The 13,601-nt window shown below is 67.9% G+C and carries 11 protein-coding genes; 7 read left to right on the top strand and 4 right to left on the bottom strand.

Features of this window, described 5'->3' with window-relative positions; translation table 11 throughout:
- Positions 1-9 precede the first annotated feature (9 nt).
- The 3 genes from NX784_RS14470 (at position 10) to NX784_RS14460 (ending at position 5,144) form a co-directional block, all read left to right on the top strand.
- Positions 10-3,468, top strand: a complete 3,459-nt coding sequence (locus NX784_RS14470; protein ID WP_258817386.1) for a response regulator — start codon at positions 10-12, stop codon at positions 3,466-3,468.
- On the top strand, positions 3,465-4,595 hold the full coding sequence (locus NX784_RS14465) for an HD-GYP domain-containing protein (protein ID WP_258817385.1): 1,131 nt from the start codon (positions 3,465-3,467) through the stop codon (positions 4,593-4,595). The genes NX784_RS14470 and NX784_RS14465 overlap by 4 nt, the downstream gene beginning before the upstream one ends.
- Before the next feature lie 72 nt (positions 4,596-4,667).
- Positions 4,668-5,144, top strand: a complete 477-nt coding sequence (locus NX784_RS14460; protein ID WP_258817384.1) for a hypothetical protein — start codon at positions 4,668-4,670, stop codon at positions 5,142-5,144.
- Positions 5,145-5,183: 39 nt separating this feature from the next.
- Here the strand turns inward: NX784_RS14460 and NX784_RS14455 are convergent, their stop codons facing one another.
- Together NX784_RS14455 and NX784_RS14450 are read right to left on the bottom strand one after the other, a co-directional pair.
- The gene (locus NX784_RS14455) at positions 5,184-5,492 is read right to left on the bottom strand and encodes a hypothetical protein (protein ID WP_258817383.1); all 309 of its coding nucleotides are present in this window, start codon (positions 5,490-5,492) and stop codon (positions 5,184-5,186) included.
- 224 nt (positions 5,493-5,716) lie between these two features.
- Positions 5,717-6,358 (bottom strand): ABC transporter ATP-binding protein, encoded by a 642-nt coding sequence (locus tag NX784_RS14450; protein ID WP_258817382.1) that lies wholly within the window; start codon positions 6,356-6,358, stop codon positions 5,717-5,719.
- Between the two features lie 147 nt (positions 6,359-6,505).
- Between NX784_RS14450 and egtD the strand changes: the two genes are divergently transcribed.
- The 3 genes from egtD to NX784_RS14435 are packed head-to-tail and all read left to right on the top strand — an operon-like array spanning position 6,506 to position 9,630.
- Positions 6,506-7,471 (top strand): L-histidine N(alpha)-methyltransferase, encoded by a 966-nt coding sequence (egtD, locus tag NX784_RS14445; protein WP_258817381.1) that lies wholly within the window; start codon positions 6,506-6,508, stop codon positions 7,469-7,471.
- A gap of 9 nt (positions 7,472-7,480) precedes the next feature.
- Positions 7,481-8,704 carry an ergothioneine biosynthesis protein EgtB gene (egtB, locus tag NX784_RS14440; protein WP_258817380.1) on the top strand — a complete coding sequence of 408 codons (1,224 nt, stop codon included), beginning with the start codon at positions 7,481-7,483 and terminating at the stop codon, positions 8,702-8,704.
- Positions 8,701-9,630, top strand: a complete 930-nt coding sequence (locus NX784_RS14435; protein ID WP_258817379.1) for a YihY/virulence factor BrkB family protein — start codon at positions 8,701-8,703, stop codon at positions 9,628-9,630. The genes egtB and NX784_RS14435 overlap by 4 nt, the downstream gene beginning before the upstream one ends.
- Before the next feature lie 76 nt (positions 9,631-9,706).
- Here the strand turns inward: NX784_RS14435 and leuA are convergent, their stop codons facing one another.
- Complete coding sequence (gene leuA / locus NX784_RS14430) at positions 9,707-11,395, bottom strand: 2-isopropylmalate synthase (protein ID WP_258817378.1); 1,689 nt, start codon at positions 11,393-11,395, stop codon at positions 9,707-9,709.
- Positions 11,396-11,902: 507 nt separating this feature from the next.
- Here leuA and NX784_RS14425 point away from each other — a divergent pair.
- Positions 11,903-12,547: a DUF1906 domain-containing protein gene (locus NX784_RS14425; protein WP_258817377.1), complete on the top strand. Its 645-nt coding sequence runs from the start codon at positions 11,903-11,905 to the stop codon at positions 12,545-12,547.
- Here NX784_RS14425 and selD read toward each other — a convergent pair.
- Positions 12,544-13,599 (bottom strand): selenide, water dikinase SelD, encoded by a 1,056-nt coding sequence (selD, locus tag NX784_RS14420; RefSeq protein WP_258817376.1) that lies wholly within the window; start codon positions 13,597-13,599, stop codon positions 12,544-12,546. The two genes, NX784_RS14425 and selD, sit on opposite strands and share 4 nt — an antisense overlap.
- Positions 13,600-13,601 lie beyond the last annotated feature (2 nt).

Below are 13,601 nucleotides of genomic sequence, written 5' to 3'. Positions count from 1 at the left end.
GCCGGCCTCGTGCGCGGGCTTGCCGCCAGCTGGCGCCAGAACATCGTGTTCCGCCTGGGCGCCGGCATCGTGCTCGCGGTCGCGCTGTCCACCGGTGTCTACACCACTTACGTCATGCGCACCTTGCAGGACGAGGCCGACCAGCGCCTGCACGAGCGCGTGGAGCGCCAGGCGTCGGTGCTGGCGCACGCGCTGGCGCGGCCGCTGTTCGACATCAACAGCGCGGCCGTCGCATCCGTCGTCGACGCGCTCGGCGCCACGCCGGAAGTCAAGATGCTGCGCGTACTCGCGCCGAACGGCGCCGTGCTGGCCGCGCTGGGCACGGGCGAGGAGGAAGGTGGCGCCATCCAGGTCAGCCGCGCGATCGCCTACCGCGACGGCAACCGCGACTTCCCGGTCGGCCGCATCGAGCTGGCGTTCTCGCGCCGGCAGGTCGACGACGACCTGCGCCGCCAGATCATGCACACGGTGATGGCCAATTTCATGCTCACCCTGGCCATCGTCGGCTGCGTGCTGCTGATCGGGCGCCGCATGACGCAGCCGTTCGCCGACATCCAGGAAGCGCTGGAAAAGCTCGCGCGCGGCGAGACGGACATCCATTTGTCCGGCATCGGCCGGCGCGACCAGATCGGCCGCCTGTCGTCCGCCGTGCGCAGCTTCCGCGACACCTTGAACCGGCTGCGCCGCGCCGAGCAGGTGACGAACGGCCTGCTGCGCGAAAAGAACGTGATCGAGCAGCAGTTGCGCGACTTGAACGAAGACCTCGAACAGAAGATCGCCGCGCGCACGCGCGAGCTCCTCGATTCCATCCGCGTGGCGCAGGGCAGCCAGGCCAAGCTGCAAGCGATCGTCGACACGGCGCTCGACGCCGTCGTGCGCATGGACCGCGGCGGGACCATCGTCGGCTGGAACGCGCAGGCGGAAAAGATCTTCGGCTGGACGGGCGAAGAGGTGCTGGGCCGCCCGCTCGACGAATGCATCGTCCCCGAGCGCCACCGCGCCGCGCACCGGAGCGGCCTCGCGCGCTTCGAGAAGAGCGGCGTGGGCGGCGTGCTGGACACCCGCATCGAAACGTATGCGCTGCGCCGCGACGGCGTGGAGTTTCCCATCGAGCTCGCGATCACGCGCGTGCAGCTGGCGACGAGCGACGACTACGAATTCTGCTCGTTCATCCGCGACATCTCGGAACGGCGCGAGCGCGAGCAGTCGCTCGTCGCCGCGAACGTGCGCGCCGAGGCCGCGAACGTCGCCAAGTCGGAATTCCTCGCCAACATGAGTCACGAGATCCGCACGCCGATGAGCGCGATCATCGGCATGGCCTATCTCGCGCTGCGCACGGAGCTCTCCCCGAAGCAGCAGGACTACGTGGGCAAGATCCACCGCGCCGCGCTGTCGCTGCTGGGCATCATCAACGACATCCTCGACTTTTCCAAGATCGAGGCGGGCAAGCTGGACGTCGAACACATCCCGTTCTGCCTGGACGACGTGCTGGCGAACGTGGCGAGCGTCACGAGCCAGGGCGCGGCCGACAAGCAGCTCGAATACCTGTTCCACGTGCCGCACGCGATCCCGCGCATGCTCGTGGGCGATCCGCTGCGCCTGGGCCAGGTCCTCATCAACCTCGTCAACAACGCCGTGAAGTTCACGCCGGCCGGCGAGCTGGAATTGTCGTGCCGGCGCGTGGACGATGCCGAGAATGACCGCTTTGGCGCTGACCGCGTGACGTTGCGCTTCGCCGTGCGCGACACGGGCATCGGCATGAGCGAGGCGCAGCAGGCCAAGCTGTTCCGCGCGTTCAGCCAGGCCAACGGCAGCACGACGCGCGAGTACGGCGGTACCGGATTGGGCCTGTCGATCTCGCAGCAGCTCGTCGGCCTGATGGGCGGGCGCATCGACGTCGACAGCAGTCCGGGGCAGGGTTCGACGTTCCACTTCGACCTCGACTTCCCTTTGTCCGGCGAGCCGGAACGCGTCGCCGTCGCGCCGCCGGAACTGGACGGCGCGCGCCTGCTGCTCGTCGACGATTCCGAGGTCGCGCGCGAGATCATGAGCGAGGCGCTGCAGGCGCTGCCGCTGCGCGTGGACGTCGCAGCCAGCGGCGCCGAGGCGGAAAGCGCCTTGCTCGCCGCGGACGCGGCCGGCGACCCGTACAGCGTCGTGCTGACGGACTGGCAGATGCCGGGCATGGACGGCATCGAGCTGGCGCGCCGCATCGCGGGCAACCCGGCGCTGCGGCGGCCGCCGTCGACCGTGCTCGTGACGGCATTCGGCCGCGAGGAAGTGCAGAAAGAAGCGGAGGCCGCTGGCATCCGCGGCTTCCTGTGCAAGCCGATCGGCCAGTCCGCGCTCGTCGACACGCTGGTCGCCCTGTTCGCGCCGCCGCGCGCACCGCGCGCGCGCAGCCGGGGCGAGGACGCGGGCGACTGCGTGGCGCGCGTGCTGCTCGTCGAGGACAACCTCGTCAACCAGCAGATCGCGCGCGAACTGCTGGAGGCGCAGCACATCGCCGTGGACGTCGCCGCCACCGGACGCGAGGCGCTGGACATGCTGCGCGCGGGCGGCCCGCAGGCGTATGGCCTCGTGCTGATGGACCTCGAGATGCCGCAGATGGACGGCCACGCGGCCACGATCGAGCTGCGGCGCGATACGCGCTTCGACAAGGTGCCCGTCGTCGCCATGACGGCCCATGCGCTGGCCGAGATCCGCGACCGCTGCCTGCGCGAAGGCATGCAGGACTACATCACGAAGCCCGTCGAGCCGGAGAAGCTGTACGCCACCCTGGCGCGCTGGATCGGGCCCGCCGTGCCGCCGCCGCTGCCCGCCGCCGTCGCGGAGGGGCCCACGTTGCCGGGGCTGTCGAACCTGTCCGGCATCGATTCCGCGTACGGCCTGCGGCACGTGGCCGGCAACGCGGCGCTGTACGTGCAGTTGCTGGATCGCTTCCGCGACGCCCAGCGCGACGCCGGCACGCAGATCCGCGCCGACTTCGAGGCGGGACGGCTGCGCGAGGCCGCGGCGCGTGCCCACACCTTGCGCGGCGTGGCCGGCAACGTCGGCGCGCGTGAGTTGCAAACGCTGGCTCAAGCCGTGGAAGAGGGGCTCGCGCTGGCGGCGCCCGACCCTGCGCGCCTAGCGTCGGGCGTGCGCGCGCTGGAGACCGCCGTGGAGGCCACGATGGCGTCACTGGACCGCTATTTCACGCGCGCCGCGGAGACGCCTCCCGAGCCGGCGCCCGCGGCATCCACGCCCGCCGACGGCGACGGTCTGGCCGCCGCCGCCCAGCTCGACCACTTGCTGGCCGAATACTCGGGCGACGCCATCGATTATTTCGAGTCCGTGCGCGCGCGCCTCGCGGGCGTGCTGGACGGCCAGCGCCTCGCGCACCTCGCGCAGCACCTGTCCCGTTACGAATTCGAGGAGGCGCGCCAGCTGCTCGCCGCCGCTTCCGCCACCGCGCCCGCCCGATGAACACCGCCATCACCACCGATTCCTCTGCCGCCAGGCCGACCATCCTGATCGTGGACGACACGCCCGACAACATCATGCTGCTGTCGCGCCTCCTGAAGGACAAGTACAACACGAAGGTCGCGACCAACGGCACGCTGGCGCTGCAGATCGCGCAGGCGACGCCTGGGCTCGACCTGATCCTGCTGGACGTCATGATGCCGGGCCTGGACGGCTACGAGACGTGCCGCCGGCTGAAGGCGAATCCCGCGACGGCCGGGATGCCCGTGATCTTCCTGACGGCGAAGAACCAGGCCGAGGACGAGGCGCTGGGCTTGGCGCTGGGCGCCGTCGACTACATCACGAAGCCCGTCAGCCCCGCGATCCTGTTCGCGCGCGTGGCCACGCAACTGACCTTGCTCGACGCGCGCCGCCAGCTGCAGGCGCACAACGAGAACCTGGAAAAGCTCGTGCAGGACCGCACGGCGCAGCTGGCGCTGATGCAGGAGGCGATCATCCTGGCGATGGCGTCGCTCGCGGAGACGCGCGACAGCACGGGCGCGCAGGCTGGGGACGGCCATTTGCGGCGCACGCAGCGCTACGTGCGGGCGCTCGCGCAGCACCTGCGCGGCCATCCGCGGTTCGCGGCGGAGCTCACGGACGCCAACATCGACCTGCTGTACCGCTCGGCGCCGCTGCACGACATCGGCAAGGTGGGGATCCCCGAGCGCATCCTCCTGAAGCAGGGCCAGCTCGACCGCGAGGAATTCGAGGTGATGAAGCTCCATGCCGTGTACGGGCGCGACACCATCATGCTCGTCGAAAAGCACATCGGCGGCACCAACGGCTTTCTGATGTTCGCGCGCGAGATCGCCCACTCGCACCAGGAAAAATGGGACGGCTCCGGCTATCCCGACCACCTGGCCGGCGAGCAGATCCCGCTGTCGGCGCGGCTGATGGCCGTGGCCGACGTGTACGACGCGCTGATCTCGCGCCGAGTCTACAAGCCCGCGTTCACGCACCGCCAGGCGCTGGACGTGATGCGCAAGGGTCGCGGCACCCATTTCGATCCGGACGTGCTCGACGCGTTCTTCGAGATCGAGGACCAGTTCGCCGGGATCGCCGGAGAATTCCGCGACGCGGGTGCCTGATGCGCGCCGCGCCCTTCCGCGGGCCGGTCAAATGATATATATTGTTTGGCTTGTTTGAAGAAGGAGGTTCCGATGGCGAGGACGACGGCGGCCAAGGTGGCCGCAAAACTGGTGGTGAAGAAGGCGTCGTCCGCGAAGGCGTCGTCGGCGAAGGCGAAGGCGCCTGCTGCGAAGTCCCCGGCTGCGAAGAAGAGCGCGAAGCCGGCCGGCCCGGCGACGGCGGCAACGGCAGTGAAAGTGGCCCGGAAGGCGGCCCGCGCCGTCGCGGCGCCCGTGAAGACCACACGCGTGAAGGCGGCGCCCGCGCAGGTAACCGCGCCCGCGCCCGCACGCCCGCGTCTCGTGCGCGACAGCTTCACGATGCCGGAGCAGGAGTACGCGGTGCTCGCCACCGTGAAGCAGGCCTGCCTGAAGGCGGGCTTCGAAGTCAAGAAGAGCGAGCTGCTGCGCGTCGGCGTGGCCCTGCTGGGCCGGCTCGACGTGGGCGACCTGCGCGCCGTGCTCGCGAGCCTCCCGCAGCTCAAGACGGGCCGCCCGCCGGGCGAGTGACGCCGCGGCCCCGGCCCTCGTGTCCGCACGGCCGCGCGCTCAGTGATGGGTCGGCGGCGTCTCCGTGCGCGCCTCGGCCGTCAATTCCTTCAGCTCGCGGATCGGGATGTTCGACTTTTCGTGCATCCGCAGCAGGATCGTGGCGCCGACGTTCAGCTTGCGGTGCCGGATCTTGCTGATGATGGGCGGCTGTACCTCCAGGACGCGGCATAGTTCCGCATCGTTCTTCAGCTGCATTCGTTGGATCAATGTGTCGAGCAATTTGTTCGGAACAAAACTCGACGGCTCCATGGCCCGGGCGCGCTGCATCGCCTCGAGCAACTCCTGTTTTTTCTGCCGTACGCTCATGAACTCCTCCTGGGGGATGGACATTCAAGACTGATCGACTGTTTTGGAGAGTTGCCGGTCCGTCCGGCGCGTCGTGCGCCCGAACGGTATCCAGCCCGACCGCATTCTTTATCGCTGGCTTATGCCTGGTGGGTTTGTTGGAATGCTACTACGGACTTGACAAATCCGACGCACTGTTCATGACTAAAACGCTATAACGTCCGTCTTTCTGCCAGGAACTTGCGCTATTTCAAGCCCGAGCGGGTGAGGACGAGCGTGCGGTCGGCCATCGCCGCCGCCGCGTGGGAGTGGGTGACCATGATGGCGCCGGCGCCGCTGGCCTTGATCTCGGCGCGCAGCAGGCGCAGGACGCCGTCCGCCGTCTCGGGGTCGAGGTTGCCGGTCGGCTCGTCGGCGAGCAGCAGGGCGGGCCGGTGCACGAGGGCGCGCGCGATGGCCACCCGCTGCAGCTCGCCGCCGGACAGCTGTTGCGGGAAATCGGCGCCGCGGCCCGCGAGCCCGACGGCGTCCAGCATCTGCGCGGCGCGGCCGGGGTCCGGGGCGCCGTTGAGCAGCAGCGGCAGCGCGACGTTCTGCGCCAGCGTGAGGTGCGGCAGCACGTGGAACGCCTGGAAGATGAAGCCCATGCGCGTGCGCCGCAGCCGCGTGGCCGCGTCGTCGTCCAGCGCCGACATCGGAACGCCGTCGACACGGACTTCGCCGCTGTCCGGTACGTCGAGCCCCGCGATCAGGTTCAGCAATGTCGACTTGCCTACACCCGACTCGCCCATGATCGCGACGAACTCGCCGGCTTCGAAGCGGTGCGACAGGGCGGTCAATACGGTGCGGCCGCCGTAGGATTTGCTGAGGTCGACGAGTTCGAGCATGGATTGCCGGGTTGCCAAAACCACTACTCTAGCATGCGGGCACGGCTCGCCGGTCTACGCGTGCGGAATCGCGGAATCGCGTATCATGGCCGGAACGGCAACATTGCAGCCGGCCGCATGGTGCGGCCGCACCACCGAGGACACCCGATGCTGAACGCCACGTCGCCCGCAGTGCCCGCAGTACACGATGGATTGCACGTCCCCGCCGAGCTGGCCGCGAGCCTGTCGGCCCGCCAGCCCTGGATCTCGCCCAAGTTCCTGTACGACCCGCTCGGCTCGAAGCTGTTCGAGGCCATCTGCGAATTGCCCGAGTACTATCCCACGCGGACGGAAGCGGGCATCTTCGACCTGCACGGCGTCGAGATCGCGCAGACGGTCGGCACGGGCGCGACATTGATCGACCTCGGTGCCGGCAATTGCGCGAAGGCGGCCAGCCTGTTCCCGCTGCTGCAGCCGCGCCAGTACGTCCCCATCGACATCTCGGCCGAGTTCCTGCACGACGCCGTCGAGCGCCTGCACCAGCGCTTCCGCCACATCGACATGCGCCCGCTCGGCATGGATTTTTCGAACCGCCTCGACCTGCCCGACAACGTGCGCGAAGAGCGGCGCCTGTTCTTCTACCCCGGCTCGTCGATCGGCAACTTCACGCCGGACGAGGCCCGCGACTTCCTGCAGCGCGTGCATGCACAATGCGGGCGCGACGGGGGCCTGCTGATCGGCATCGACCTCGCGAAGGACCACGCCGTGCTGGACGCCGCCTACGACGACGCGCTGGGCGTGACGGCCGCGTTCAACCTCAACGTGCTGCGCCACGTGAACCGCCTGCTCGACGCCGACTTCGACATCCGCCAGTGGCGCCACCGCGGCTTCTACAACCCTGCGCAGGGCCGCGTCGAGATGCACCTGGAAGCGCAGACGGTGCAGCACGTGACGTGGCGCGGCGGCAGCCGCCGGTTCGCGGCGGGCGAGTGGATCCACACGGAGAACAGCTACAAATACCGCCAGAGCGACGCCGTCGAGCTGCTAGGCCAGGCCGGCTTCGCTGCCACGCGCGTGTGGACCGATCCGAAGCAGTGGTTCGCCGTCGTCTACGCGCGCGCAATGTCGCATTGAGGAGCGGCGATGGGAGCTTCCGAACACCGCCTGTCGACCGCGTTCGAGCACGTGCGCGAGCGCTCGCTGCACCTCGCCGAACCGCTCGGCGTCGAGGACTGTTGTGCCCAGTCGATGCCGGACGCGAGCCCAGTCAAATGGCACCTGGCGCATACGACGTGGTTCTTCGAGACCTTTATCCTGGAACCGCGCGAACCCGGCTTCCAGCCGCACGATCCCGCGTTCCGCGTGCTGTTCAACTCGTACTACAACGGCGTGGGCGCGAAGCACCCGCGCGCGCAGCGCGGCCTGTTGACGCGGCCGTCGCTGGCCGCCGTGCATGCCTACCGCGCGGACGTCGACGCACGCCTGCTGCGCCTGATGGCGTCCGCGCCGGACGACGCGGAGCTTGCGGCGCTCGTGGAGCTGGGCCTGCAGCATGAACAGCAGCACCAGGAACTGATCCTCACGGACGTCAAGCACCTGTTGTCGCGCAATCCGATGTATCCCGCGTACGTCGATTCACCGCTGCCGGCATCCGGCCCCGTCGAACCGCTGACCTGGATCGCCTTCGACGGCGGCCTCGCCGAGATCGGCCATGGGGGCGACGGCTTCGCCTTCGACAACGAAAGCCCGCGCCACCGGCAGTACCTGGCGCCGTTCGCGCTGGCGTCGCGCCTCGTGACGAACGGCGAGTACCTGGAGTTCGTGGAGGCGGGCGGCTACCGCGATCCGGCGCTGTGGCTGTCGGACGGCTGGGATCTCGTCGCGAACGGCACGCTGGCCGAACCGCTGTACTGGGTGCGCGACGGCGACCGCCTGCGCGAATTCACGTTGCACGGCCTGCAGGCGCTGGACCTCGCGCGGCCCGTCACGCACGTGTCGTTGTACGAGGCCGACGCGTACGCGCGCTGGCGCGGCGCGCGCCTGCCGACGGAATTCGAATGGGAATTCGCCGCGCGCGACGCGGCCCTCACGTGCGGCGACCTGCATCCGCGCGCGGCGGGCAGCACGGGCCTCGCGCAGATGTTCGGCGAATGCTGGCAGTGGACGGCCAGCAGCTATGCGCCTTATCCCGGCTTCGTGCCGGCCGCCGGCGCAATCGGCGAATACAACGGCAAGTTCATGGTGAACCAGTACGTGCTGCGCGGCTCGTCGTGCGCCACGCCGCACGGCCACGCGCGGGCCAGCTACCGCAACTTCTTCCCGGCCGGTGCGCGCTGGCAGTTCACCGGCATCAGGCTGGCGCGATGAAGCGGGCCCACGGCCTGCGCCTGCGCGTGCTGAACCGGCGCGCCAACGCGTGGATATTCGCCCATCCGCTCGACTTCGTCCTGCAGTGCGTGCGCGCATTCCGCGCGAACCAGGGCCTGCTGCTGGCGGGCGCCGTCGCCTATTACGCGCTGTTGTCGATCGTGCCGTTCCTGATGCTCGTCGTCGTCGTGCTGTCGCACTTCATCGACGAGTTGAACCTGCTGCTCACCCTGCGCCGCTACCTGGAACTGATCGTGCCGGGCCAGTCCGGCCCGATGGTGGAGGAGGTCGCGCACTTCCTCGAGACCCGCGACCTGATCACGTGGGTGCTCGGCTTCACGATGCTGTTTTTCAGTTCGCTCGCGTTCACCGTGCTGGAAAACGCGATGAGCGTGATCTTCGTGCACCGCGTCGCCGTGCGCCGCCGCCACTTCCTCGTGTCGGCCGTGCTCCCGTACTGCTACATCCTCGCTTTAGGCTTCGGCGTCATGATCGTGACGCTCGTCGCCGGCACGTTGCAGGTGATCGGTTCGGAGAGCGTGGAGTTGTTTGGTCACACGTGGTCGCTGCACGGCGTGTCGGGCGTGCTGCTGTACCTGCTGGGACTCGCGGGCGAGATCCTCGTGCTGACGTCGATCTACCTCGTGATGCCGGTGGGGCGGCTGTCGGTGTCGCATGCGCTCGTCGGCGGCGTGACGGGGGCACTGCTGTGGGAAATCGCGCGGCACGTGCTCGTGTGGTACTTCACCACGTTGTCGAAAGTGAACGTCGTGTACGGCTCGATGAGCACGGCGATCGTCGTCATGTTCAGCCTCGAGATCGCGGCAAGCCTGCTGCTGTTCGGCGCGCAGGTGATCGCGGAATACGAGCGCGTCGGGCAGAGCGGACACGCTACGCCGCCGAAGCCGATGCGCACGGCGCCCTGAGAGGTCATTCCGGTGCTGGTTGAACGCGTGGACAGCCGAGCTGTCCACGCGTTCAACGCACGTAACCCGTCAGGGTTCAGGCCGCGCGCTGCGGCGCCTGTTCCGCGGAGAGCGCCAGCTGGCGGTTCACCGCCGACAGCACGGCCTTGAACGACGCCGTCACGATATTGCTGTCGATCGCGGCGCCGAACAACGTGGGGCCGTTCGCGAGGCGCAGCTCGACGTAGCAGGCGGCGCGCGCATCGGCACCCGAGCCGATCGAGTGCTCGTGGTAGTCCATCAGGCGGATGTCCAGGCCGAGCGCGTTGACGAACGCGTCGATCGGGCCGTTACCCGTGCCGTGGCGCGCTTCCGTCACGCGGTTGTGCTGCACGGTCGTGTCGATCTGCACGCGCTCCTCGCCCTCGCTGTTCTCGACGAGGCGGTGCGACACGTAGCGGTACGCGGCATTCTCCTGCTCGAAGTACTCGCTCGAGAACAGGGCGTGGATGTCGCTCGCCACCACTTCGCGGCCCGTGGCGTCCGTGTGCTTCTGCACGACGCGCGAGAATTCGATCTGCAGGCGGCGCGGCAATTCGAGGCCGTATTCCTGCTCGAGCAGGTAGGCCATGCCGCCCTTGCCGGACTGGCTGTTCACGCGGATCACGGCATCGTAGCTGCGGCCCAGGTCGGCCGGGTCGATCGGCAAATAGGGCACTTCCCAGATGGCGTCGGCCTGCTGCTTCGCGAAGCCCTTCTTGATCGCGTCCTGGTGCGAGCCGGAGAACGCCGTGAACACGAGGTCGCCGACGTACGGGTGGCGCGGGTGCACGGGGATCTGGTTGCATTCCTCGACCAGCTGGCGGACGCTGTCGATGTCCGAGAAGTCCAGGCCTGGGTGCACGCCCTGCGTGTAGAGGTTCAATGCCAACGTGACGAGGTCGACGTTGCCCGTGCGCTCGCCGTTGCCGAACAGGCAGCCTTCGACGCGGTCGGCACCGGCCATGACGGCCAGTTCGGCGGCGGCGACGGCCGTGCCGCGGTCATTGTGCGGGTGCACGCTGATCACGAGGTTCTCGCGGTTCTTCAGGTTGCGGCACATCCACTCGATCTGGTCGGCATACACGTTCGGCGTCGCCGCTTCCACCGTCGACGGCAGGTTGATGATCGCCTTGTTGTCCGGGGTCGGCTGCCACACGTCGACGACGGCGTCGACGATGCGCTTGGCGAAATCCAGCTCCGTCGTCGAGAACGATTCCGGCGAATACTCGAAGCCCCATTTGGTGTCCGGGTGCTGTGCGACCAATTCCTTGATCAGCTTCGTGCCGTTGACGGCGATCTGCACGATCTCGTCCTGGTTCATGCCGAACACGACGCGGCGGAACACGGGCGCCACGGAGTTGTACACGTGGACGATGGCTTGCTTGGCGCCCACGCACGACTCGACGGTGCGGCGGATCAGTTCATCGCGCGCCTGCGTCAGGACGATGATGGTGACGTCGTCCGGGATGCGCTTTTCCTCGACCAGCATGCGCACGAAGTCGAAGTCCGTCTGCGACGCGGACGGGAAGCCCACCTCGATTTCCTTCACGCCGATCTGCACGAGCTTTTCGAAGAAACGCAGTTTCTTTTCCGGGCTCATCGGCTCGATCAGTGCCTGGTTGCCGTCGCGCAGGTCCGTGCTCATCCACACGGGCGGCTTGTCGATGATGCGGTTCGGCCACTGGCGGTCAGCCAATGGGACGGCGGGGAAGGAACGGTATTTGGCGGCGGGATTGGTCAACATGGCGGTGGCTCCTGATTTCTGAATGCGGTGAAGGTGTCTTTCGATCGTTGTGGCGAAGGCTGCCGGACGGGCCACGGGACGCTAGGCCCGGCAACCGATCGGTAGGATTAGCAGCGAGCGAAATACCACACGTGCGCCGGCAGACGGCAGGAAGGCTCCGGCGAAAAAGACAGACAGCGTGGATGAGGTGGTCACTAACATCGGTACAACTTTCCTTGGGCTACGAATCCGGCGGATGGGCCGGGCGGGACAGCGGCGATTTACGCGCGTAGTAGCAGGGCTGCCAGCGTTAGCGCGCCGGCAAGCGATAGGGAAGTCGACAGAGGCAGGGAGGAGAACATTTCTCCACTCTAAGTGAATTTTGTTTGGTGTGTCAAGCGTTTCGTGTGTTGTCGTTTGGTTACGACGGTTGTACTCGGTTTGCGACTGGCGGTTTTTGCGAACAATCAATTGATCCAGACCATGGCAATGGCAGAGTACCCGCTTTATGTCGCGACGGGAGGCACGATGCCGGTACGCAAAGGGCTGGACACGACGATGGAGCTGACGCGCCACGCGGCGGCGCTGAAGGCGCAAGGCTACGATTTCGTGCTGCGTTACTACAGCACCAATGCGGCCAAGAATCTGTCGCTGGGGGAGGCACGGGCGTTGTCGCAGGCGGGCCTCGCCATCGGCGTCGTGTGGGAGACGAGCGGCACCCGCGCCGGCTTCTTCACCCGCGCGCAAGGCCTGGCGGACGGCGCCGCCGCGTTCCGCATGGCGCGCGATGCGATCGGGCAGCCGTTCGGCTCCGCCATCTATTTCGCCGTCGACTACGACCCCACGCAGGTCGACCTCGATGGCCCCGTCGGCAATTATTTCACTGGAGTCCACGCCGCGCTGTACGTGGCGGCGGAAGGGCAGCCGTCGTACCGCGTGGGCGTCTATGGCTCGGGCCTGTGCTGCGGCAGGCTCGTCGAGCGCGGCGCGGCGGACTTGTCGTGGTTGTCGCAATCGACCGCGTTCGCCGGCTCGCGCCAGTACGCCGAACAGCAGCGCTACGACATCATCCAGCGGCTGCCGATGCGCATTCCCGGCGCGGACGGGATCATGCTCGACGTCGATCCGGACGCCACGCATCCGGACCGCGACGGCGGCGTGTTCACTGTTTAGCCGACGACCACATGCGGATCGCCCGCCGCCATCGATCCGATGACGGCCGCGTCGCCGAAGCCTTCGCGGCGGAACAGCGCCAATACCTCGTCCACGCTGCCGGGATCGCACGAGACGAGCAGGCCGCCCGACGTCTGCGGGTCCGTCAGCAGCACGCGCTGCGTGTCCGTGACGGCGCCGCCCAGTTGCACGTCGTGGCCGTACGCATCCCAGTTGCGGCCGGACGCGCCCGTGAAATAGCCGGCATGGGCCAGCGCTTCGACACCCGGCAGCAGCGGGATCCGCGCCATGTCCAGCTTCGCCGTGAGCTGCGCGCCGCGGGCCAGTTCGAGCAGGTGGCCCAGCAGGCCGAAGCCCGTGACGTCCGTCAGCGCGTGCACACCAGGCAGTTCCGACAACGCCTTGCCCGGCTTGTTCAGCTTCGTCGTGTTCGCGATCATCGCGGCATAGCCGTCCGCATCCAGTTGATCCTTCTTCAGCGCGGCCGACAGCACGCCCACGCCCAGCGGCTTGCCGAGGACGAGCACGTCGCCCGCCCGCGCGTCCGCGTTGCGCTTGACCTTCGATGGATGCACGAGGCCCATGACGACGAGGCCGTAGATGGGTTCCACCGAATCGATCGTGTGGCCGCCCGCGATGGGGATGCCCGCTTCCGCGCAGATCGATTCGCCGCCTTGGATGATCTTGCCGATCGTCTCAAGCGGCAGTTTATTGATCGGCATGCCGACGAGGGCCAGCGCCATGATCGGCGTGCCGCCCATTGCGTACACGTCCGAGATCGCGTTGGTGGCGGCGATACGGCCGAAGTCGAACGGGTCGTCGACGATGGGCATGAAGAAGTCGGTCGTCGCGATCAGCGCCTGTTCGTCGTTCAGCTTGTAGACGGCCGCGTCGTCCGCCGTCTCGATGCCGACCATGAGTTCCTTCGGCACGGGGAAGCCGCTCGACTTCTTGAGGATCTCGGACAGCACGCCCGGCGCGATCTTGCAGCCGCAGCCGCCGCCGTGGGAAAACGAGGTCAGTTTGATGGGTTGGTCGGCGGATGTGTTCATGG

The sequence above is a fragment of the Massilia pinisoli genome, assembly GCF_024753285.1.
Taxonomy (GTDB): domain Bacteria; phylum Pseudomonadota; class Gammaproteobacteria; order Burkholderiales; family Burkholderiaceae_D; genus Telluria; species Telluria pinisoli.
Note: the sequence above shows the minus strand (reverse complement) of the source record. Positions and strands in the feature narration are given on the sequence as shown.

Bases quoted from the DNA above. Each gene is read 5' to 3' on its own strand.
- selD (WP_258817376.1), bottom strand. From the start codon at position 13,599: ATGAACACATCCGCCGACCAACCCATCAAACTGACCTCGTTTTCCCAC.
- NX784_RS14425 (WP_258817377.1), top strand. From the start codon at position 11,903: ATGCCGGTACGCAAAGGGCTGGACACGACGATGGAGCTGACGCGCCAC.
- NX784_RS14435 (WP_258817379.1), top strand. From the start codon at position 8,701: ATGAAGCGGGCCCACGGCCTGCGCCTGCGCGTGCTGAACCGGCGCGCC.
- NX784_RS14455 (WP_258817383.1), bottom strand. From the start codon at position 5,492: ATGAGCGTACGGCAGAAAAAACAGGAGTTGCTCGAGGCGATGCAGCGC.
- egtB (WP_258817380.1), top strand. From the start codon at position 7,481: ATGGGAGCTTCCGAACACCGCCTGTCGACCGCGTTCGAGCACGTGCGC.
- NX784_RS14460 (WP_258817384.1), top strand. From the start codon at position 4,668: ATGGCGAGGACGACGGCGGCCAAGGTGGCCGCAAAACTGGTGGTGAAG.
- NX784_RS14450 (WP_258817382.1), bottom strand. From the start codon at position 6,358: ATGCTCGAACTCGTCGACCTCAGCAAATCCTACGGCGGCCGCACCGTA.
- leuA (WP_258817378.1), bottom strand. From the start codon at position 11,395: ATGTTGACCAATCCCGCCGCCAAATACCGTTCCTTCCCCGCCGTCCCA.
- NX784_RS14465 (WP_258817385.1), top strand. From the start codon at position 3,465: ATGAACACCGCCATCACCACCGATTCCTCTGCCGCCAGGCCGACCATC.
- egtD (WP_258817381.1), top strand. From the start codon at position 6,506: ATGCTGAACGCCACGTCGCCCGCAGTGCCCGCAGTACACGATGGATTG.